Annotated in this window: 16 protein-coding genes and 1 pseudogene; 6 read left to right on the top strand and 11 right to left on the bottom strand. The window is 71.3% G+C overall.

What is annotated here, in order from left to right; translation table 11 throughout:
- Positions 1 to 156: 156 nt before the first annotated feature.
- The 8 genes from ACWG52_RS04695 to ACWG52_RS04660 all read right to left on the bottom strand — a co-directional run bounded on the left by ACWG52_RS04695 (position 157) and on the right by ACWG52_RS04660 (position 9066).
- Positions 157 to 1014 carry a DUF6282 family protein gene (locus ACWG52_RS04695; protein WP_389811274.1) on the bottom strand — a complete coding sequence of 286 codons (858 nt, stop codon included), beginning with the start codon at positions 1012 to 1014 and terminating at the stop codon, positions 157 to 159.
- Complete coding sequence (locus ACWG52_RS04690; protein WP_390140832.1) at positions 1007 to 2830, bottom strand: isocitrate/isopropylmalate family dehydrogenase; 1824 nt, start codon at positions 2828 to 2830, stop codon at positions 1007 to 1009. The genes ACWG52_RS04695 and ACWG52_RS04690 overlap by 8 nt, the downstream gene beginning before the upstream one ends.
- On the bottom strand, positions 2827 to 3600 hold the full coding sequence (locus ACWG52_RS04685; RefSeq protein ID WP_453127894.1) for an alpha/beta fold hydrolase: 774 nt from the start codon (positions 3598 to 3600) through the stop codon (positions 2827 to 2829). The genes ACWG52_RS04690 and ACWG52_RS04685 overlap by 4 nt, the downstream gene beginning before the upstream one ends.
- On the bottom strand, positions 3597 to 4529 hold the full coding sequence (locus ACWG52_RS04680; protein WP_389811280.1) for a beta/alpha barrel domain-containing protein: 933 nt from the start codon (positions 4527 to 4529) through the stop codon (positions 3597 to 3599). Before ACWG52_RS04680 ends, ACWG52_RS04685 begins: the two co-directional genes overlap by 4 nt.
- A gap of 31 nt (positions 4530 to 4560) precedes the next feature.
- Positions 4561 to 5994, bottom strand: coding sequence for an FAD-binding protein (locus ACWG52_RS04675; RefSeq protein WP_389811282.1), 1434 nt, complete (start codon positions 5992 to 5994; stop codon positions 4561 to 4563).
- 49 nt (positions 5995 to 6043) lie between these two features.
- Positions 6044 to 6634 (bottom strand): antibiotic biosynthesis monooxygenase, encoded by a 591-nt coding sequence (locus tag ACWG52_RS04670; RefSeq protein WP_328961261.1) that lies wholly within the window; start codon positions 6632 to 6634, stop codon positions 6044 to 6046.
- A gap of 69 nt (positions 6635 to 6703) precedes the next feature.
- Positions 6704 to 7684 (bottom strand): NAD(P)H-dependent flavin oxidoreductase, encoded by a 981-nt coding sequence (locus ACWG52_RS04665; RefSeq protein WP_390169212.1) that lies wholly within the window; start codon positions 7682 to 7684, stop codon positions 6704 to 6706.
- Positions 7685 to 8040: 356 nt separating this feature from the next.
- Positions 8041 to 9066 carry a LysR family transcriptional regulator gene (locus ACWG52_RS04660; RefSeq protein ID WP_390140838.1) on the bottom strand — a complete coding sequence of 342 codons (1026 nt, stop codon included), beginning with the start codon at positions 9064 to 9066 and terminating at the stop codon, positions 8041 to 8043.
- Between the two features lie 398 nt (positions 9067 to 9464).
- Here ACWG52_RS04660 and ACWG52_RS04655 point away from each other — a divergent pair, with 398 nt between their 5' ends.
- Both ACWG52_RS04655 and ACWG52_RS04650 read left to right on the top strand, forming a co-directional pair.
- The gene (locus ACWG52_RS04655; protein ID WP_453127890.1) at positions 9465 to 13421 is read left to right on the top strand and encodes a type I polyketide synthase; all 3957 of its coding nucleotides are present in this window, start codon (positions 9465 to 9467) and stop codon (positions 13419 to 13421) included.
- Between the two features lie 190 nt (positions 13422 to 13611).
- Positions 13612 to 14256 (top strand): TetR/AcrR family transcriptional regulator, encoded by a 645-nt coding sequence (locus tag ACWG52_RS04650; protein WP_389811294.1) that lies wholly within the window; start codon positions 13612 to 13614, stop codon positions 14254 to 14256.
- 386 nt (positions 14257 to 14642) lie between these two features.
- Here ACWG52_RS04650 and ACWG52_RS04645 read toward each other — a convergent pair whose 3' ends face one another.
- Complete coding sequence (locus tag ACWG52_RS04645) at positions 14643 to 15923, bottom strand: MFS transporter (RefSeq protein ID WP_390140842.1); 1281 nt, start codon at positions 15921 to 15923, stop codon at positions 14643 to 14645.
- A 97-nt stretch (positions 15924 to 16020) separates the two neighbouring features.
- Here ACWG52_RS04645 and ACWG52_RS04640 point away from each other — a divergent pair, with 97 nt between their 5' ends.
- A complete protein-coding gene (locus ACWG52_RS04640; RefSeq protein ID WP_389811300.1) occupies positions 16021 to 16401 on the top strand; it encodes an ArsR/SmtB family transcription factor in 381 nt (126 codons plus the stop codon).
- A gap of 45 nt (positions 16402 to 16446) precedes the next feature.
- On the opposite strand, the gene ACWG52_RS04635 is transcribed toward ACWG52_RS04640, so the two are convergent.
- Positions 16447 to 16956, bottom strand: a complete 510-nt coding sequence (locus ACWG52_RS04635) for a cupin domain-containing protein (RefSeq protein WP_453127887.1) — start codon at positions 16954 to 16956, stop codon at positions 16447 to 16449.
- A gap of 572 nt (positions 16957 to 17528) precedes the next feature.
- Between ACWG52_RS04635 and ACWG52_RS04630 the strand changes: the two are divergent.
- Positions 17529 to 18709, top strand: a pseudogene (locus ACWG52_RS04630) (beta-ketoacyl-[acyl-carrier-protein] synthase family protein).
- Positions 18706 to 19257, top strand: a complete 552-nt coding sequence (locus tag ACWG52_RS04625; RefSeq protein ID WP_453127885.1) for a beta-ketoacyl synthase N-terminal-like domain-containing protein — start codon at positions 18706 to 18708, stop codon at positions 19255 to 19257. Before ACWG52_RS04630 ends, ACWG52_RS04625 begins: the two are co-directional and overlap by 4 nt.
- On the opposite strand, the gene ACWG52_RS04620 is transcribed toward ACWG52_RS04625, so the two are convergent.
- Complete coding sequence (locus ACWG52_RS04620; RefSeq protein ID WP_453127884.1) at positions 19241 to 20965, bottom strand: ABC transporter ATP-binding protein; 1725 nt, start codon at positions 20963 to 20965, stop codon at positions 19241 to 19243. The two genes, ACWG52_RS04625 and ACWG52_RS04620, sit on opposite strands and share 17 nt — an antisense overlap.
- A 189-nt stretch (positions 20966 to 21154) precedes the next feature.
- On the opposite strand from ACWG52_RS04620, the gene ACWG52_RS04615 reads away from it, so the two are divergent.
- A complete protein-coding gene (locus ACWG52_RS04615; protein WP_453127883.1) occupies positions 21155 to 21730 on the top strand; it encodes a TetR/AcrR family transcriptional regulator in 576 nt (191 codons plus the stop codon).
- Positions 21731 to 21735 lie beyond the last annotated feature (5 nt).

Genomic DNA, 21735 nt, shown 5'->3' with positions numbered 1-21735 from the left:
TTGGGTAACGGGGGCTGCGGGGCGTGCCGGTGGCTTCGGGCGAGGTGGTGGCCTCGGGCGAGGCCGTGCGGGTGCGTCAGCCGGTGTGGCGCAGCCCGGCGGCGACCCCGTTGACGGTGAGGAGGAGCAGGGCCGCGGTGCGGTCGGCCCGCACCCTCAGGGCGTCAGCAGTTCCGCAGGGCCGGACCGAGTGATCGCCGTGATCTGCTGTGCCGTCAGGCCCGCTGTTTCGAACCACTGCTCACTCGCGGCCAGCCAGCCCGCCACGTCCGGCTGGTCCGGCTGACCGAGGTCGGAGCTGAACACCACCCGGGGGTGGGCCCGCACGACGTCGCCCAGGTGTCGGGCGTCACGATGACCCAACAGCAGCGTCAACGCGGTGAGTTCGACGTACAGCCCGGGCACATCGGCCAGCTCCGCGAGATCGGCGGGCGTGAACCCCGACATCGGGTGGGTGGCGTGGGTGAGCAACAGGCGTGGCGTACCGATCCGTACCGCTTCGTCGATCACCCGCAGGGTCGCGTCCCGGTCGCAGTGCCCGGTCGCCACGACGACCGGCAGGTCGCGGGCGGCGCGCAGCACGTCGCTCGCGCCCCGGGCGAGGTGCCCCTCGGAGTCCACCACCGGCTCCGCGCGCCACTGATCGGCGTCGAGCCGGGGGTGGAACGCGGCGCGCCGCAGCCTGGAGGGGTGGGAGGGGCCGACCAGCGTGGGCAGGTGCACGACCAGCCGGGCCGGGCTGTCCGGTCCGTGTGCGTAGACGGCCTGCTCCACGACGCGCGGCACGACGCCCCCGGCCAGGTCGTTGAGCACGACCGAGCCTGAGACGGGGAGCCCGTCCTGACGGGCTTCCCAGGCGCGTGCGGCCGTGGAGCTGAGGTGGCTCTTGAGCACCACCCAGCCCCCGGCCGCCGCGTACGCGAGGCCTGCCCCGGTGGAGGTCAGCCGGCGCCGATAGAGGTCCGGCCCGGCGTGATAGTGGACGTCCACCACGCGTTGCGCGAGGTCAGGCATGGGACGGGGTGGGCCGCTCGGCGCGGACGCTCCACGGGTCGGCGTACCCGAACCGCCGACGGGCCTCGTCCAGGCGCAGCCCGCCGGCGACGGCCTCGGCGATCGCCGCCTCGGTCCGCTCGACGCGTTCCGCCCGGTCCGCGACCTCGGCGGCGTGCGCGGCGGGCACGACCAGCGCCCCGTTGTCGTCGGCCACGACGATGTCGCCGGGTCGCACGGTGACATCGCCGACGGCGACGTCCCTGCCGGTCGCCGCCAGTTCCACGCGGTTCTTGCCGCTGACCATCGTGGTGCCCGTGCTGAACAGCGGGTAGCCGGCCGCCCGGATCTCGGAGATGTCGCGGGCCGAACCGTGCACGGCGGTGCCACGCACTCCGCGCCGCTGGGCCAGCGCCGTCAGCAGCGAGCCCCAGTTGGTGCAGGTGGTGCTGCCCGCGTTGTCGACCACGACGAACGAACCTTCGGGTACGTCGTCCAGGTAGTTGGCCGCGTTGCGGAACCCCTGGTCGGCGCGGGCGCCCACCGGCTGGTAGGTGACGGTGAACGCGCGTCCCGCCGCCCGGGTTCCCGGCACGCGCGGGGCGATCCCCGCCAGGACGCCGCCGACGCCGAGGCTGTCGAGTGCGTCCGAGACCGACGCGGTGTCCAGCCGGGCCAGCCGGTCCACGATGTCGTCCGGTACCTCGGGCACCTTGCCCGGTGCCGCATCGGTCCCCGACCGGCCCTGCTGCGCCCTCAGTTGGCGGGTGACCGCCTCGGCCACCTGTCGGGTGCCGGCGCTGCCGCCCAGATCGTAGGTGACCGTCGTACGGGCCCGGGCGACGGCCCGTACGGCGTTGCGCAACTCCTCGGCCGGTACGGGGATGTCGAGGTGGTCGAGCATCTGGGACACGGTCAGGAGCATGGCCATGGGGTTCGCCCTGCCCTGGCCCGCCATGCCGGGAGCACTGCCGTGGACCGGTTCGAAGTAGCTGCCGTGGTCGCCGATGTTGCCGCTCGACGCGAGGCCGAGCCCGCCCATGACGCCCGCGCCGAGGTCGGAGAGGATGTCGCCGAACATGTTCTCGGCGACCAGGACGCCGAACCGCTCCGGCCGACGCACCATCCACAGGGCGACGGCGTCCACGTTGAGGATCTCGGTCTCGATCCCGGGGTGTTCCCGCGCGATGACCTCAAGGCGCCTGCGCAGGTGGTCGCTGCTGTTGCGCAGGACGTTCGGCTTGTCCACGAGGGTGAGCAGCCGGTGCCCGTGGGCCTCGGCGTAGGCGAAGCCGAAGCGCAGCAGCCGGTCGATGCCGAACCGGGTCTGCAGCCGCAGCGTGACACTGGTGTCCTCGGCGCCGGACGCCTCGGCGTTCGGGTGGTGGCGGACCGCGTTCCACAGCGCCGTGTCCAGCCCGTGGAAGTCGAGGCCGGCGTACAGCCCTTCGGTGTTCTCCCGGATGACGGTGAAGTCGAACCGCCCGTGGTCCAGGTCGGTGACGGGACGGATGTTCGCGTACAGACCGAGCCGCTGGCGCAGCTGTACGACCGGCGATACGAACGTCAACCCCCGGCCCCGCAGCGAGGGCGCGAGTTCGGCCTCGGCCTCGCGCAGCGGCTTGCTGGTGATCGCGCCGAGCAGGCAGGTGTCGGTCTCCTCCAGGAGCTTCCAGGTGCGCTGCGGCACCGGGTCACCCTCCTGGCGCCAGCACTCCCAGCCGATCTCCCCGAAGCGGAGGTCGAGGGGCAGGCCGAGCCGTTCGACGGTGTCGAGGGCGGCGGAGACGACCTCGGGGCCGATCCCGTCGCCCGGAAGGACCGCGACGCTCTTCATTGGAGTCCCTTCTCCCGCAGGAACGCCCGGATCAGGGCGGACACATGTGCGGCTTGTTCGAAATGGGGGCGCATGCCCGTCCCGGGGACGACGTGCACCTCGTGGTGGGGCGCGGCGGCGACGTGCCGCCGCGTGACGAGTTGGGACCGGTCTCCGACGATCTGGAGCAGCGGTCCGGGGTGGGCCAGTACGGCCGGCGAGAGGTCGATGCCGCGCAGGAGGCGCATCCCGGCGGCCAGTCTCCGGCCGGCGGCCTCATCGGCGTCCGGCGTCGGGCCGAGGTCCCGCTCCGAGGCCGAACCGCTGGGCAGCACGCGCCGGTTGAGCAGGGCCAGGGCCTCGCCGGGGCGGCCTGAGGCGGCCAGGTCGGCGATCTCGCCGAGCCGGGCCTCCAGGGGTGCGTCCGTGTGGGTGGGGCCCGACACGAGCAGGGCGGCGGTGGCCGGACCGGCCTCGGGGAGCAGCGCCTGGGCCACAGCGCCGCCGAGCGCGTTCCCGCAGAGCAGGTCGACGGGGCCGAAGCCCGGTAACAGTTCGCGCCAGCGGGCGGTGAAGGCGGCCATCGAGTCCACCGTCTCGTCCCACAGTGACAGCGTGTCCGCCACCGTCACCCGGAGCCCGGCACCGGCCAGGACCTCGATGACGGGGGCGAAGAACGCGCCTTCGTCCCAGCTGGGCGTGACGGGGGCGAGGACGAGGGCGTGCCCCGTGGCGACGGCGGCCTCCGGTCCGAAGACCGCCGTCGCCACGGGCAGTGCGGTGTGCGTCACCGGACCGCTGCGAGGGTGCGCGCGGTGGCGATGCCCTCCCGGTGGTCGCCCAGCAGGTTCTTGCGGTGCTCCACGGACAGGTCGTAGCGGCCGAGCACCAGGTCGGGCAGCGGAAGCGACGGGGCGCCCTCGGGGATCGTGTCGAGCAGCAGCTCCGCCAGTTCCAGGGCGGGCCCCAGGTGGAGCCGGCCCGCGGCCTCGGCGTCGGTCCGGTCGAGGTGCGCCAGCCACTGCTCGGCGATCAGGTTGCCCGGGCCCTTGCCCATGCCCTGGATCGAGGAGTCCATCCAGGTGGCGCCCGCCGCGACGGCGCTGATGGCGTTGGCGAGGGCGAGCCCCAGATTGTTGTGGGCGTGCAGCCCCACCGGCCGGCCGGTGACCGATTTGGTCAGCGTCGTGAGGTCGGTGGTGTCGACGGGGGAGAGGCTCCCGTTGGAGTCGGCGAGGTAGACGAACTCCGCGCCCGCGTCCGTGGCCGCCGTCGCCACCTCGACCACGTCCCGCCCCGGCCACTGGCTGATCCGGGCGAAGTTGACGCCGACGGTGAAGCCGAGCTCCTCGGCCTGCCGGATGCGGGCCAGCCCCGCCTCGTACCCTTGGGCCGGCAGGATGATCCGTACGAGCCGGGCACCCGCCGCGTACATCGCGGGCAGGTCGTCGTCCGTGATGTTCTTCGGGTGGAGGATCATCGCGATCCGTTCGGGACCGACCTCCCGCGCCATCGCGGCGATGTAGTCGTCGTCGCCACGGCCGGTGAGCCCCAGGTCCGGCATCGGCAGGAACGAGCCCTTGCGGTAGGCGATCTCGATCCAGTCGAAGCCCGCCTCCACGCTCAGCTTCGCGTGCTGCAGGGCGTAGGAGAGCGGAAAGTTGAAGCCGTTGCGATATCCCCCGTCGCGCAGGGTGACATCGATGTTGACGGTACGCATGGATCCTCCGGGAAACTGATGAGAGTTCGGGTCAGAGGGACTGCTGGACGGCGGCGTGCGTGCCCGCGAGACGCCCGAAGATCAGCGAGCGCAGGACGGACGTGGCCGGCGGGTAGGCGTGGTAGAAGAGCCCGGTGGCCTCACCGGCGGCGTACAGGCCGGGGATGGCGGTTCCCGACGGGGTGACGACGCGTCCGTCCAGGTCGGTGCGGACGCCGCCGTAGGTGAAGCAGATGGCGGCGGTCACCGGGACGCCGATGAACGGCGGGGTGTCGAGGGCCGTGGCCCAGTTGGACTTGCGCGGCTCGATGCCGACGGTGCTCTTGCCGTCGAGGACGAACGGGTCGAACTCCCCAGGTCCGACAGCGGCGTTGAATTCGGCGACGGTCGCCGTAAGGCCCTCGGCGTCGATGCCGAGCTTGCCCGCGAGACCTTCCAGGGTGTCCGCCTGCTCCGGCGGCACGTCGCTGAGCAGCGAATTCATGATGCCGGGGATGGTGAGGGTCTTGCCGTCGGCGATCCAGTACGCCTCCTGGTCCTGGTTCTTCCAGATCTCGTAACCGACGTGCTCGAAGGTGTTGTCCCAGGTGTCGCGGCCCTCGTCGAAGAAGCGCCGCATACGGCCGTTGACGAAGATGCCGGTGCTGAATCCGTACAGCACCGCGTCGGCCTGCCGGGTGCGGCGGTCGACCGGCTCGGCGTGGATCCCGTCGAACTGGCCGGCGGTGTCCGCGCCGAGCTCCAGCGCCATGCGCAGCGCGTCGCCCCGGTTGTTCGCGATGCCGGGTGCGATCAGGGGCAGGTCGCAGGCGCGGTCGCCGACGTAGCGGGTGAGCATTTCGGTGTTGCCCTGGAAGCCGCCGCACGCCAGAACCACCGCACGGGCGCTCAGCCGCTGGGTGCGACCGTCGGCGCCGCGCACCACGACACCGTCGACGGTGCCGTCCTCCCCGGTGGTCAGGCGCAGCGCCTCCGTCTCGTACCGGATGTCGACGCGCGGGTCGTTCTCCAGGGCGGAACCGAGGTGCTCGACGATCGAGGCGCCGCCGCCCCGAGGGCTTGCGGGCGGCGTCATGGACGGGGCGCCGCCGTCGAAGGTGTGCGGGAGCGGGAAGTCCTCGAAGGCGATCTCGACGCCGTGCTTCTCCACGAAGCTCAAGGTCCGAGGGGTCTCCCGCTCGACGGTGCGGCAGTACTCCTGATCGGCGAGGCCGCCCGAGACCCGGCCCATGTGCTCGGCCCAGTCGGTGTCCAGACGCCGGTCCTGGGTGATCCGCAGGAAGGCGCCGGTCCAGCGGGTCGCACCACCGCGCTCCTCCTGGGTGGCCCGTTCGAGCACGGCTATGCGGGTGGGAGTGGCGCGGCCGTCGGTGGCCTCGGCGTAGGACAGGGCGGCGGAGAGGCCGGCGGCGCCGAAGCCGACGACGACCAGGTCGTACGTACCGGTGGTGGCTGAGGTGGACAAAGTGGCTCCTGGCCGGTGGGAAGGGCGGGTGGGAAGGGGTGGGGGGCGCTCAGCGGGCGGGCGTGATGACCCGGCTGGTGCGGTAGAGCCGGAACTTGGCCCCCGTCGTCGTCTCGGCGAAGGCCTTGTAGCGGCGACTGAACTCGGAGTCGTCGAAGATGGCGGCGAACCGCTGCTCGTCCGACCATGCCGCGAGGTTGATCACCGCGTCGCCTTCGACGCTGGTCAGCAGGCGGGAGCCGAGGAAGCCGTCGGCGGTGGCGGCGACGTGCTCGACGGCGGAGGCGAGCGTGTCCACGGTCTCGGCCGCGTTGTTCGTGGTGGCCACGTTGATGAGCAGCACACCGGCGTCCGGCTCGGGCGACGTCACGACGCCCGGGCTGGTGCGGCGCGCCTCGAAGGCGGTCAGCCCGTAGGACACGAGCCCCAGGAGGTGCCACGGGTCGCTCTCGACGAGCTCGCGGACCTGGGTGTCGTCCAGGTCGGCCGTCACGATGACGGCGCCGCCGTCCGGGCGGGGGCCGCTCAGCAGGATGCGTCCCTTGTCCGCGTGGTCGCGCAGCCAGGCCTTGTGCTCCGGAAGGTGCGCGGCGACCACGTCCGGCGCGGCCAGGTAGGTGAGGGTCAGGATGTGAATCATGAGATCTCCGGGAGGAGTTGAGGAGGGGAGGCGGGGACGGGGTGTGGGGGGACGGGGCGTGGGGGACGGTCAGGAGGCGGTGAGGGTGGCGAGGCGCGCGAGCACCGCCTCGGCCTCGGCGACGGTGCCGCGCACCACGGCCGCGGCCGGCTGGATGTCCTGGACGAGGTCGAGCACCTCGCCGGCGAACATCGCGCGCTGGCTGGTGTCGTCGCGAGCCACGGCGGCGACCCACTCGGGCTCGACGTCCGCGCGCCGGGCGGCGAGTTCGGCGTCGCGTCCGGTCCATGTGCGGGTGAAGTCGTTGCCCACCGACCGGGCCTGGTAGACGGTGTCCCAGGGGATACCGCGGACCACGTCGAAGGCGCGGGTGTTGACGGTGTCGGTGGTCGACGCCGACACCAGCGTCGTCTTGAAGCCCGGGGTGGCCAGGGACTCCTCGGTAGCGGCGAACCGGGTGCCCATCATCACGCCGTCGGCGCCCAGCGCCAGCGCGGCCGCGAGGCCCCGGCCGTCCGCGAACCCGCCGGCCGCCACCACCGGGACGGTGCCCCGGGTGATGTCGAGGACGGCCGGGACGAGCGGCAGCGTGGACTGCGTCTTGTGGTGGCCGCCCGCCTCGGACCCCTGTACGACGAGTACCGAGGCGCCGGCCTGGAGGGCAACCGCAGCCTGCTCGGTGTCGTGCACCTGCACCACCACCTGCGCCCCGCTCCGGGCGGCGGACTCGACGTAACGACGGACCTGCGCCGCGTCGCCGAAGGAGAGGGCGATCACCGGCGGCGCGTACCCGAGGACCTTGTCCCACAGGCCGGGTCGCTCGTCGAAGGTGAACATGACACAGCCGACGCCCCACACACCGCCGCGCTCGGCGGCGTGGGCCACGTGCTCGTCGATGAAGGTCGGGTCTCCGTAGCTGACGCCCACCAGGCCGAGACCCCCGGCCTCGGTCACGGCGGCCGCGAGGCGTCCGCCGGAGACGGAACCCATCGGCGCGGACACGACCGGATGGTCGATTCCCAGGAGTTCCGTCAGCTTCGTCGAGATCACTTTTCCCTGATTCCTTTCGGTTCCTCCGGATCGAAAGGCCGGAGATGAACGGTTGATGCAGCCGATGTGCGTCCCGAATTCTCGTGGTGTTCACGCAAGGACTTCGGTCCGTGTCGTGGCGGTGAAACCGGGCCGCTTTCACGTTCTGAAGACTAGATACCGAAGGTCGTTCGAGTCCAAGACGGAAAGGGCGTGGCTGCCATAACTCGGAGCCTATGACTCCGCATTTGACCGACCCGTGGAAAAGAACGGACTGGCGGGATGAAAAAGGGGCGCCTGGAGACAGCGAAAAGCGGATGGCCCGGAGCTGGGGGGAGCTCCGGGCCATCCGCCGGTATGTGGTGAATCCGCGGGTGTCAGGGGAGGTAGGGCCAGTCGTGTCGGGCGGCGACGCGGCGGAGGACGTGGGCCGCGCGACTGCCGGCGAGAGCCGTCACCGCGAGCCGCTCGCGCGGGGCCACGCCGGCCGGCAGGGGGCGCCAGGCGAGTTGGGGGTCGCCCTGGACCGCAAGTCTGGGGCGCAGTGCCACAAGGTCGGCGGTCGTCTGGAGCGCGTGGACGAACAAGGCCTGCTGGTCGTGGTCGATGGGGTGCAGCCGGGCGTTCCAGCCGAGACCGGCGAGCTGTATCGGCACCGTTTCTGCGTAACCGGGGGCGCACCCGCGCTCGTACCAGAGCAGTCGCTGCGTGGCGAGGTCGGCCCAGGTCAGCGCGGTGTGCGCGGCCAATGGGTGGTCCGGGCGCATGACGATCCCGAGCGGCTCGTCCCAGACGACGGCCCGCACCAGGTGGGGCGCCGGGCACGGCAGTCGGACGATGCCGAACTCGATCTCGCCGTGCCGCAGCAGTTCGAGCTGGTCCACCGTGCCGACCGAGCGCATCCGCAGGCGCGGCCGCGCCGGGTCCTGACGGATGCGGGCGCAGCCGACCAGACCGTTCTGCACCTGAGCGAGCACCTCGGCCGGCACTCCGCCGCACACGCCGACCGGCCAGGCGTGGGGGGCCGGGGTGGCCGCCGCGATGGCGGTCCGCAACTGGCCCGGGATGCTCTGGATTTCCCGCAGGAACGCCCGACCGCCCGCCGTCAATTCGACACCGCGAGAACTCCTGATGAAAAGCGGCGCCCCTATTCTGCGCTCAAGCCGCCTGATCTGTTGACTGAGGCTCGGCTGGGATATGTGCAGCTCCTGCGCGGCGGCGGAAACGGTGCCTGCGCGCACCACGGTCAGGAAATACCGTAGGTGGCGCATGTCGAAATCGTCGATGTCTTCGGCGTGGGTGACGGCCTGAATGAATGCGTCGTGCTCCGGGTCCGAGGGGACCGTTTCGACGGCCGGTTGTTCCAGCGGGAACGAGGCGATCCCTTCGTCCAGCACGTTCATCGGCTTCACATGCCCTTTCGCAGTTGTTCCGGGGGTGAACTGGCTGTCGTGATGCTGCTGGGGGTCCGCGATGTGTCGCCCCGCGGGGGCATGTCGGTGCCGCCTCGTCCCGCGCCGGCCCGCCTCCTGGTGCTCGCCGCGTCGACGCACCTCACCGCCCTGCTGGATCGCAGCGGCTGCCCCCCTCTTCCGTCTACGCAAGACCAAAGTTATACCAGCAACCATTTTTGATCCATGATCTATGGCGTACGTCACATCGAGTCCGGGGTCAAGGGTGTCGGAGGCAAAAAAATTGACCTTGAGTCCAATGTTGGATCAGACTCTCGATCACTGGACCCCTCATCCATGTCATTCGTGCCATCAGCGACGGCAGCGGTTCTGCCTACTTCATCCCGAAGGTGTGCTCTCTCGTGAATGCGTTAAATTCCGATATATCCATCGCTGTCGTCGGCTTGGGGTGCCGGTTCCCCCAGGCCGCGGGGGTCGGCGAGTTCTGGCGGAACCTCATGGCCAACACGGACTCCGTCGTCCCCGTGCCCGGTGACCGCTTCGACGTGGAAGCGGTGCACTCCCCGACGCCGGGGGTGCCCGGGCGGACCGTCTCCCGGCACGGTGGGTTCCTCGACGATCCGTTCGCCTTCGACGCGACCTTTTTCGGCATCTCCCCCGCGGAAGCCACCTCGGTGGACCCCCAGCACCGCCTGCTGCTGCCGGTGGTCTGGGAGGCGCTGGAAGACGCCGGCATCATTCCCTCGTCCCTCGCCGGCAGTCGCTGCGGCGTCTTCATCGGCCAGGCGACCTCGGACTACGCCCGTGAGGACGGCACGGTCGCGCAGTCGCTCCGCAAAGTGACCGGAAGTCACTTGCGGGCCATGGCCGCAGGTCGGATCTCATACGCCCTTGACCTACGCGGGCCGAGCATCACGCTGGACACGGCCTGCTCCTCCTCCCTGGTCGCGGTCCACGCGGCCCGGCAGAGCCTGCTCAGCGGAGAGAGCGACGTGGCCGTCGCCGGCGGCGTGAACGTCATCCTGTCTCCGCAGGACGCCATCGCCTACTCGCAGGCCGCGATGCTCTCCCCGGACGGCCGCTGCAAGTTCGGCGATGCCGACGCGAACGGTTTTGTACGCAGTGAAGGCGTGGGTGTGGTCGTGCTGAAGCGGCTCGACGACGTGCGCGCGGGCGACCGCGTCCATGCGCTCCTGCCGGGCAGCGCCGTCACCAATGACGGCCGGGCCAGCGGACTCCTGCTGCAGCCGGCGGTGGCCGGACAGGTCGAGATGCTGGAGGCCGCCTGCCGCAGCGCCGGTCTGAGCCCCGCCGACCTGGACTACGTCGAGGCCCACGGAACGGGCACCTCGGTCGGCGACGGCGTCGAGCTGCGCGCTCTGGCCCAGACCCTCCGGCAGAGCGGCCCCCGAAGCGGGCGCCGGACCAGGACCGGCTCGGTCAAGAGCAACATCGGACACACCGAGGCCGCCGCGGGCATCGCGGGTCTGATCAAGTCGATCCTCGTCGTCCGCAACGGCGTGATCCCCGCCTCGCTGCACGTCACCACGCCGACCCCGCTGCTCGCCGAGGACGACTGCCCCGTAGAGCTCGTGACCGGCAACACGCCGCTCGACCCGGCCGGGGAGCGGGCCGTGGTCGGCGTCAGCTCCTTCGGCCTGTCCGGCACCAACGCCCATGTCGTGGTGGCGGAACACGTCCCGCGGGAGCGCGGAGCGGAGCACGGTGCGACCCAGCTCCCTCCGGAGCGCCCCACCCACCTGCTCGTCCTGAGCGCCCGCTCGCACCGCTCCCTACGTGAAATGGCGCTGAAGTACGCCGACTTCCTCGGCCCCCACGGCCCGGGCCGGGACCTCCCCCTCTGGGACCTCTGCGCCTCGGCCGCACTCCGACGCGAACAACACACCTATCGACTCTGGGCGGTCGGCGCCGACCACCAGGAACTCGCCGAGGCCCTGCGCTCCCTGGCCGACGGACAGGAAGGCGACCGGGCCGGCTTCGGCGAGGCGGGCTTCGGGTCGGCTCGCCGTACGGCCTTCGTCTTTCCCGGACAGGGCTCCCAGTGGCCGGGCATGGGACGCGCGCTCCTGAAGTCGTCCGGCGCGTTCCGCGAGGCCATGCGCCGATGCGACCAGGCGATCGCGGAGGAGACCGGCTGGTCGGTGATCGACCTGCTCACCTCGGCGCACCAGGAGTTCCCGGTGGAGGTGGAGAAGGTCCAGCCCGCCCTGTGGGCGATGGAAGTCGCCCTCGCCGCGCACTGGAAGGACATGGGGGTGGAGCCCGACCTCTGCCTCGGCCACAGCATGGGAGAGGCCGCGGCGGCCTGTGTCTCGGGAGGGCTGACGCTGCGCGAGGCGGCGGCCGTGATCTGCCGGCGCAGCCGGCTGATGCGGCGCCTCGCCGGGCAGGGCGGCATGCTGGCCACCGAACTCTCGGGGGAGCGGGCACGGCGGGTGGCCGGATCCACGGCCGGAGCGGTCTGTGTCGCCGTCGAGAACGGACCGAGTTCGACCGTCCTCGCCGGCGAGAGCGCGGCTCTCGACGCCATACGTCGACACCTCGACGAGGAAGGGGTGTTCAGTCGCCCGGTCCAGGTGAACGTCGCCTCCCACTCGCCCGCCATGGAAGGGATCAGGCCCGAACTCCTCGACGCCCTGGCCGACCTCGTCCCGGCCACGCCCCGCACCGCCCTGTACTCCACCGTGCGTGCCGCGCCGGTGGAGGGGCCGGATCTCGATGCCGCCTACTGGATGGACAACCTGCGCGAACCGGTCCGCTTCCACGAGACGGTCCGGCAGGTGGCGGAACAGGGGTCCCACGTCTTCGTCGAGGTGAGCCCCCACCCGGTCCTCGAAACCTCCCTGCGCGAGACCCTCCGGACCCTGGGAGAGGAGTCGGCCACGGTCATGTCCACCCGACGCCACCAGGACGAACACCTGCTGATGGCCCAGGCGCTGGGCCGATACTTCGCCCACGGCGGGCAGGTGCGCTGGGCGCGCTGGTTCCGCGCGGAGCCCCCGGCCGTCGAACTGCCCACGTACGCCTGGGACGAGGAGCACCTACGGCGGGACCCGGCCGGCCGGGAGGCCTCCGTGCCGGGCCGGCACTCCGAGCAGGTCGTCCTGGACCGGCGGGCCGCAGGCGTACGACTCCACGGACTCGCGCCGCTCCCACCCGCCACCCACCTGCGCATCCTGCACGACGCGGCCGTCTCGGCCGGGCTGGGGAACGTGGGCACGGGCATCGTCGTCGAGGACGCGCGTGTCGGGGAGGTGTTCGTGGACCTCACCGCGCGCCGCGACGAGACGGTCACGCTGCGGGCCGTTCTGGGCGAACCGGTGCGAGGCGGTCACCCCGCCTCCGTGCACGCCCTGCCCGACGAGGCGGGCGGCGAAGCCGAGCTGTGCCTCACGGCCTCCGTACGCACCCTCACCGAGGACGAACCGCCCCTGGCGCGTGCCGCGATGGACGCCGCTCTGGCCCAGTGCCGCACCTACCGTTCGGAACGGGAGTTCATCGGCGCATTGGAGGCACGGGGCTACGAGGTGGACCCCTCGTTCCGTGCGGTGCGACACATCTGGTCCCGCGACGGCGAGGCGATCGCCCAGCTGCGCCGCCCGGACGGCTTCCACCAGGCGAGCTGGGAGATCTGCCTGCACCCGCTCCTGGCGGCGCTGCCGCAGACGGACCCGTACCTTCCGGTGGGCTTCGAGCGGGTCCGGTTCCGCGCCGAACTCCCCGAGAACTTCTGGGTCCACGCCCGACGTACCCCGGGCACGCAGGTCGGGACCGTGCAGGCCGATGTCGTCGCCGTCGACGACGAGGGTCGCCTTCTCGCCGAATTCCTCGGCGTCCGCCTGCGCCGGGCCGAGCGGCCCCAGCGCCCGTCGGCCGACCCCGTCCGCCTGCTGCTGGGGGCTCCCGAACTCGCCGTCCGCCTGGTCAAGGACGGCAGCCGGCTGCCTCGCCGGATCGCGTCCTCCCTGACGGACGCCCTGCGCTCCCTGACCACCGTGCCCCGGCCGCTCCCCGCCGGTCCTCCCCTGGGTGAAGCGGCGACCCCGTCGGGGCGGGAGGCGCCCCGGCGACCGATGGGCGGGAGTGACGTCCTCGTCCGGAGCGCGGCACGACTCCTCGGAACGTCGCCCGAGCGGATCGATGCCCGGCGACCGCTCAGTGCGTACGGTCTCGACTCCCTCATGGCCACGCGCCTGAGGGTGCAGCTGCGGAAGGACCACGGACTCGACGTGCCGGTCGACCGGTTGCTGGGGGAGGAGAGCGCCGCACTCCTGACCGAGGCGCTGCTGGCCCAGATGCGAGAGGATCCGGACGATGCTGCCTGAGGGGAGTGAGAGGGGGTATCAGCCGTCCGGGGCCCCTCTTCGCGCCCTACCCGATCCGTGTACTGGCGACCAATGATAGATCGTGGTACACGTAGTTCAGGTGGGCTCATGTCGTGGAGTTCCGCCGTGCCTTCGCGCGCCCCGATGCGTGGTCACGAGGCTCGTGCATTTAAAAGCAAGCAGGGACAAAATGACCGACTCAGCCACCTCTGCCCAGGCCCTCCCCGGACGGCGCGAGCGCAATAAGCAGAGGGTCAAGAATCACCTCTACGAATCCGCGATCAAATTGATCACGGTGAAGGGGTATGAACACACCTCCGTCGACGAGATCGCCGAAGAGGCCGATGTGGCCCGTGGCACCTTCTTCAACCACTTCCAGCGGAAGGAGGATCTCATCACGACCTGGGGGGAGCGGCGCCGGGTCCGGCTCACGCTCGGCCTCGGCGGCGCGGAGAGTGAGCCGCCGGTGTGTCTCCAGTCCACGCTGGAGCGATGTGTGGGCGTCCTGTGCGAGATCAACGAGGAGGAGCGGGAGGTCACTCGGGCCATGTTGATGGCCTGGGTGAAGGCCGGCCGTCCGATGCAGGAAGAGCCGTTCGCCGGCGAGATATTCGCACGTGTGATCGAGTCGGCGCGAAAGCGGGGCGAGATTCCCGGTGAGACCAACTCTCTGCGTGTCGGGCTGCTGTTCAGGGACGTCTACCTGGGCACGCTCTATCGCTGGTCGCAGGAGAAAGAGGGAGAAATGGACTTGCGTACCGAGTTGAACGCCGTGTGCTCGATCATTCTGCACGGAATCCAGTCCGCCCCGAAGGCGCGGCAGTCTGCCCGGTGATGAGTGGATTTCCCGGCGGGTGAAAGCGCGCGGGGTGCGGGGCGTCGAGTCGGGTAGCTCCGTGGGGTGTCCTGGGCCGCTGCCCTGAACCTTCGTGGAGACGCCGGCGCCGGCCCCGTGCGGGGCAAGGCGGTGGCCGAACGGGCCGGACCCGCCCCGGAAGCGGAATGAGCCGCTGACCGGGGGAGTCCGGCCCGTTCGGCTGCCTCGGGCACGTCGGCCGCGTGCTTGGCTGCCTCGATCCTGTCCGGTGTGCGCACGGCGGACGGTGTCGCCGGGCGCCGGCTCGGGGCGTCCGCCCGTACCGGCATACGGCAGTGCGCCGCAGGGGGCTGCGGTGCACTGCCGTACGGCGGTCTGCGGTCTGCGGTCTGCGGTCGAGGGGCTCAGGCGGGCTCGGGGGCCCGGCGGCGGGTGCCGATCACCACGAGGCCGCCGATCACGGCGAGGGCCGTCAGGACGGCGGCGAAGACGGTCGCCCCATCGGTCAGGCCCACGGCGTCGCTCAGGTACCCGGCGGAGACCGGCAGGATGCCGGCGGGGAGGTAACCGCCCACATTGAGGGCCGCGTTGGCCTCGGCGAGCCGCTGCGGCGGCACGGTGGAGTTGAGGAGCGAGAGCCCGCCCAACTGGCCCATCCCCTGCCCGGCGCCGGCCAGCAGTGCGGAGGCGATGAGGACGGCCACCGACGAGGAGTGCACGGCGACGACGAGGGCGGCCATGCTGAGGGTGGTTCCGGCCGCCCCGGTGATCAGGATGGTGCGGCGGTGCAACTTCTGGACGGCGAACTGCACGCCGGTGGCCGAGAGGAACATGGCGAAGGCCATGACCCCGGCCACCACCCGGCTGGTGGTGCCGAGCAGGCCCGAAAGGAGTGAGGGGCCGAGCGAGAGGACGAACGAGGTGGCGGTGATGCCGGGGGCGAACACCGCGATACCCAGGACGAGTTGCAGGCCGTTGCCCTTGGGTACGCCCGGGATGCGGACCCAGGCGCCCTTCGGGGGTGCGGTGGGTCGACGTACGGGCATGCGCAGCACGGCGAGGATCGCGGTCGTGAGCAGCACGATCTCGACGATGAAGACGGTGACGGTGGGGGCGGGCGCCGTCTCGGACAGGATGCCCGCCAGGAGCGGGCCGAGGCCCGCGCCGAAGACCATGGCGCACGAGGCGAGCAGGGCGGCGAGGCGCTTGCGCGCCTGCCCGGCCACATCGGTCACCGCGGCCATGCCGGCGGAGACGACGGCGCCGACGGCGATGCCGGTGAACAGGCGGGCCACGATCAGCGCGGCCACCGACGAGGCGGTCGCGAAGATCACGCATGCCGCGACGCCGAGGGCGAGGGCGGGGAGGAGTACGGGCTTGCGGCCGAGCCGGTCGGAGACCACGCCCGAGACGAGCAGGGACCCGAGCAGTCCGACGATGTAGAACGCGAAGATCACGGTCAGGGTGCCCTTGGAGAACCCGATGTCCTTCTGCCACAGCACGTACAACGGGGTGGCCGCGTTGGACAGGATGAACACCGCGGTGACGGGCCAGGCGGCCAGCCAGACCCACCAGGTGGGCGCCGGGGCGGCGGTGGCCGGGCCCGAGCCCTGCGCCGTCCGCGCCGCTTCGGTGTGCCGCGCCCCGCTCGCCGCGTACGTGGGCACCGTTCGACTTTCCGACATGAGCGTTTCCTCCGTCGAGGTATGTACGAGTTAAGTCGAACTTAGCATGTTGTACGATTCAACTCGTACATAGGATTCGGGTTATAAGGAGTGGCCTATGTCAGAGACGGCGCGATCGGTGACCACGATCAAGGTGCTGCCGGAGCCTGCCGGGCTCCCGGAGCCCCTTGCCGAACCGGCGGTGGACGAACTGCGGCTCGAAACGGTGCTGGGGGCGCTGAGCGATCCGCTGCGCCTGGGGATCGTGCGCAAACTCCTCCTGGAGTCGGAGGAGTTCGACCACTCCTGCGGGTGGTTCGGCCTGGACCGTCCCAAGTCCTCCCTCACCCATCACTTCAAGGCGCTGCGCGAGGCGGGCGTCACGAGGCAGCGGCAGTACGGTCTGGAACGGCGCAGCCACGTACGCGTCGACGACCTCGACGCGCGCTTCCCCGGACTCCTCGCCCTCGTCGCGGACTGGACGCCGGCCTCGCGGTAGCGAGGTGCGGCGGGCTCGCCGCACCACCCCGTCCTCCTGGTCGTCTCAGCCCTCGCTCGGCCGGGTGGGGCGGCAGTAGCGGTGGATGAGTTCGGCATGCGCGGGGAAGCGCGCGAGCAGCTCGTCGGCCCGGCCGAGGGTCATGTCGGCGTAGTCGAAGCCGGGCGCGACGGCTTCGCTGATCAGGGCGTGGTCGCCGGCGGTGAGGTGGGAGGCCTTCCAGACGCCTCCCGGCACGGCGAGGGTGAGGAGCTGTCCTCGGCCGGGGTCCGGCCCGAGGACGGCGGTGGAGTGGCGGCCGTCGGGGTGCAGCAGGTGGTAGGTGAGGGGTTCGCCGTGGTGGTGGAAGTGCAGGATGTCGGACCGGTTCAGGTGCCAGTGACCGATCGGGGACCAGTGGGTGAGCAGGTAGTGGATGGAGGTCAGCGTGTAGCGGTCCCCATGAGGTGTTCGGACCCGGGGGCGGTGGTCCGTCTGGAAGGTCCGGCGGAAGTACCCGCCCTCCACGTGGGCTTCCAGGCCGAGGGCGTCGATCCACTGGTGCGCTGTGAGCACGCTGTCCTCCTACGGTCGTTGACGGGGCCTTCCTGGCGCCCGCGCGCCGTCCGCGACGGGGACAGCGGTGAGTACCTGCTCCCGATGGGTCCCGGGCACTCGTGGGAGGCGCGGTTCACCTCCGGCGCGGGGGAGCCGCGAGCCCTAGGGACCCGTCCAAGTCGGTTCCGGTCCGGTGGCCGAAGCCGACGGAGACGCTTCACCGGCCGGGGAGCGTGGAGACTCTCGCTGCGCACTGTACGACCACGCCGGGACACCACGGCCGAGGACGCCTCGCGGTTCGGCCACGGCCCGGCCGCGGGGACCGGCTGACCGCAGGCAGCACCATCCCGTCACCGGTGCGCGCGTACCGTCCGCGCCGCTTCCTGCGACCGGGACGACCCACGTCGGTCCTCGCCACCGCGACCAGCCGCGACCAGCCGCGATCGACCGGATGTGCAGCCGACTGTGCTCGGCGTCAGGCCGGTCGACGCCGTCCCTCCGACCGTCCAGTCGTCCTCGACGCCCCTGCGACCAGAGCGGCTCATCGTCGAAACCGATCAGCACTTCCGCTGGTGAGACAGGGGGTCGTCATGGGGGAGCGTCGCGTTGCCGTCACCGGGATCGGTGTGGTCGTGCCGGGAGGCACCGGGACGAAGGCGTTCGGGGAGCGCATCACCTCGGGCCGGCCGGCGACCGGGGGATCACCACCTTCGACCCGGCCCCGTTCCGTTCCCGGATCGCCGCCGAGTGCGATTTCGATCCGCTCGCCGCAGGACTGACCGAGGCGGACACGGAGCGCCTGGACCGGGCCGCCCAGATGCTGATGATCGCGGCTCGCGAGGCGCTGGCCGACAGCGAGCCGCGGATCGGCCCCGAGGAGGCGCACAGGACCGGGGTCAGCATCGGCAACGCCGTCGGCCTCACCCTGAGGCTGGAGCGCGAGTACCTCGCCGTCAGCGACGGCGGCCGGGAGTGGGTCGTCGACCCGGCCGCGGCCTCCGCGCATCTCTACGACTACTTCGTGCCCAGCTCGCTCTCGGCGGAGGTGGCCTGGTTCCCCGGGGCCGAAGGCCCCAACTCCGTGGTCTCCGCGGGCTGCACCTCCGGCATCGACGCCATCGGCCACGCCTGCGCACTCATCGGTGAGGGCAGCGCCGACATCATGATCACCGGGGGTGCCGACGCACCCATCGCCCCGATCACCGTCGCCTGCTTCGACGCGATCAAGGCCACCTCGCCCCGCAACGACGACGCCGCCTCCGCCTCCCGCCCCTTCGACCGGACCCGTAACGGCTTCGTGCTCGGTGAAGGTGCCGCGGTCCTCGTCCTGGAGGAGCTGGGCCGTGCCCGCGCGCGCGGCGCCCACGTCTACGCCGAGATCGCCGGGTACGCCTCGCACGGCAACGCCCACCACATGACCGGGCTGCGCTCCGACGGGCGGGAGATGGCCACGGCCATCACCTCGGCGCTGGACCGGGCCCGGCTCGATCCGACCGCCGTCGACTACGTCAACGCCCACGGCACCGCCACCCAGCAGAACGACAGGCACGAGACCGCCGCCTTCAAGCGCAGCCTGGGTGCCCACGCGCACGCCGTGCCCGTCTCCTCCAGCAAGTCCGTGATCGGCCACTCGCTCGGCGCGGTCGGCGCGATCGAGATCGCCGCCTGCGCGCTGGCGCTGGAGCACGGCGTCGTACCGCCGACAGCGAACGGCTTCGGCGGATTCCAGAGCGCCATGGTGCTCAACCACAGGGACAGGAGGGCCGCGTGACCACGGCCGTAGTGACCGGAACCGGCGTCGTCGCCCCCAACGGCCTCGGGACGGAGGAGTTCTGGTCCGCGACCCTGCGAGGCCGGCCCGCCATCACGCCGATCGACGGATACGACACCACCGCCTTCCCCAGCCGACTGGCCGGTCAGGTGCGCGACTTCGACGCCGCCGGCCGGCTGCCGAGCCGACTCGTGCCGCAGACCGACCGTATGACCCGGTTCGCGCTCGCCGCGGCGGGCTGGGCGCTGGCGGACGCGGCACTGGGAGATGTACTCGACGAGATCCGGCCGGCTCGTGACGCACACGTCGTGGCCGGCCGAGCGCAGCGCCCAGGCGAGCGGGATCTGGATGTGCAGGTGGGACTTGGCGGCGAAGGTCGTGAACAGGACCCGCATCACAGCTCTCCTCATCCTTTCGCCCCGAAGCGTGGTGGGCGGCCCTCGCAGCCTGATCGACGACGGCTGGACGCCCGTTCGGGAACGGGCGCCCGGCCGTCTCGTGTCCGGAGGCCGGGCGGCCACGGCCGTGGCCCTAGACCCCCTGGTTGATCGTCGCGATCCGTAGCGCCGCCACCAGATCCCGGTACAAAGCGTCGGTGGCGAGCAGTTCGTCGTGGCTGCCCATGGCCCGGCACAAGCCGTTCTCCATGACGAGGATCTGGTCGGCGTCGACGACGGTGGAGAGCCGGTGGGCGATGGTGATCACGGCGCCGCGAGCGGCGATCTCGACGACGGCGTCATGGATCGCGGACTCGGTCAGCCCGTCCAGCTGGGCGGTCGCCTCGTCCAGCAGCAGGATCTCGGGCTCGCTCACCAGGGCCCGGGCCAGCGCGATGCGCTGGCGCTCGCCGCCGGAGACGACGGTGCCGTCCAACGAGGTGTCCAAACCCTGCGGGAGGGAACCGACCTTCTCGTCGAGCCGGACGGCCCGCAGTACGGCCCACAAGGCCTCGTCGTCCGCCTCGGGGTTGGTGTAGCGCAGGTTCTCCCGCAAAGTGCCCGGCACCAGTGGGGTGTCCTGTTCGACATAGACGATCCGCCGGCGCAGCTCGTCCAGCGAGTACTGGGCGAGCGGGACGCCGTCGAGGGCGACAGCACCCTCCTCCGGCTCCAGGAAGCGCAGGACGAGCGAGAACAGCGTGGTCTTCCCGGCGCCGGACGGGCCGACCACCGCGGTGTGCCCGCGGCGGGGGACGTCCATGCTGACCCCGTTCAACGCCCTCCTGGTGCCCGGTGTGTAACGGGCCGTCACCTGACGGAAGGACAGTACGGGGGAGTGGACGCCGGCGACCGGGGCCGTGGTCCGCTCGGGCACCGTCGCGGTGTCCTCCACCGGCAGGTCCTGGATCTCGCGGATCCGCGCGGACGCGGCGAGGCCGGACTGGAGCAGGGAGACCGACTGGCTCAGTTGGGTGACGGGGTCGACGACCAGGAACGCGTACAGCAGGAAGGCGACAAGCCCGGAGACGGTCAGCTGGCCGAGGCTCACCCGCCAGGCGCCCAACCCCAGGATCACCAGGATCGCGCCCTGGAAGCCGACGCCGGTCAGCGTCCAACTGAGCGCCTCGATCCGCACCGCCCGCATCCGCTGCCGGAACGACTCACGCGCCTCGCTCAGGATGCGGTCGCTCTCCCAGGTCTCGGAGCGGCTGGCCTTCACCGTACGGATCGCCCGCAGAGCGCCCTCGAGGACGCCGCCCAGTCGTCCGATCGCCGCCTGCGCCTCGTGCTGGGCCGCCGCCAGCGGCCGCATGACCAGGCCGATCACCGCGGCGATCAGGACGATCGTGCCGACCATGACGAGCAGCAGCACCCAGTCGAGCGCCGCCATCAGCGCCAATGACCCGACCAGCATGATCATCGAGCTGAAGAACTCCAGCGCGGTGGAGGAGGCGGCCTCCCGCAGCAGCAGGGTGTCGGAGGTGACGCGGGTGACCAGTTCACCGGGGGAGCGCCGGCCCAGTCCGCCGACCGGTACGTGCAGCAGCCGTCGCACCATGGTGACCCGGGCGTCCAGGACCACCTGCTCCGCGAGGCGGCCGAGCATGATCAGCCGGATCCACCCCAGGGCCGAACCGGCGATCAGCAGGCCGACCAGGATCCAGATGGCCCGAGCCAGAGGTGCGGAGTCCGCCAGACCGTCCAGGATGCCTTTGGTGGCCATGGGGGTGGCCAGCATGGTCCCGGTGGTCACGGCCGTCAGGGCGAACGCCACGAGCAGCGGCCGGCGGTGCGGCCGCACGAAGGACCAGAGCACCCTCACATTGGCGAACCGCACCGGGGGGCTCTCAGGGGGTATACCCCCTAAAACCGTGCCCTCCACGCTCATGTCGCCGCCCCTCTCTCGATCCACTTCTGGAACGTCAGATCATCTAAATGGAACATTGATGTCCCAAAATAGCGGACGAGTGAACCGAGATGGATGATCCTCTGCTATGTTCGGCACATGGGCAGTGCAGATGTGGAGTCCGGAACACGCAGTCGTACCCGTCGCGCCATCCTGGGTGCGGCCGCGGAGGTGCTCGCCAAGGACCGCGCCGCGACGCTGGCCGAGATCGCCAAGGCCGCCCAGGTGGGACGCAGCACGCTGCACCGCTACTTCCCCGACCGGGACGTCCTGGTCCAGGCCGCGATCGCCGACGCCTATCTGGTGATCCAGCAGTCGGTCCAGGACGCGGCGGTCGGTGACGGTCCGCCGCTGGAGGGCCTGCGCCGACTGGTCGCGGCCCTGGTCGGCACGGGGGACCGGCTGCTGTTCCTCTACGGCGATCCCCGAGTCCTCGACGGCTTCGACGCGGGCGACGCATCGGACTCCGTGGCACGGATGGTGACCGATCTGATCAGGCGCGGCCAGGCCGAAGGTGTCTTCGACCCCACGGTCTCGGTGGAGTGGATCCAGGACGCGCTCTGGGCGCTCGTCTACACCGGCTGCGACTCGGCCGGCCGCGGCGTACTGTCGCGGCACGGCGTCGCGGCCTCGGTCATCCGCATGCTCGAGAACGGGATCCGAGCACAGACTTGAGGGGA

The sequence above is a fragment of the Streptomyces sp. CLCI03 genome (assembly GCF_053615355.1).
This window is presented reverse-complemented; position numbering and strand designations above follow the sequence as displayed.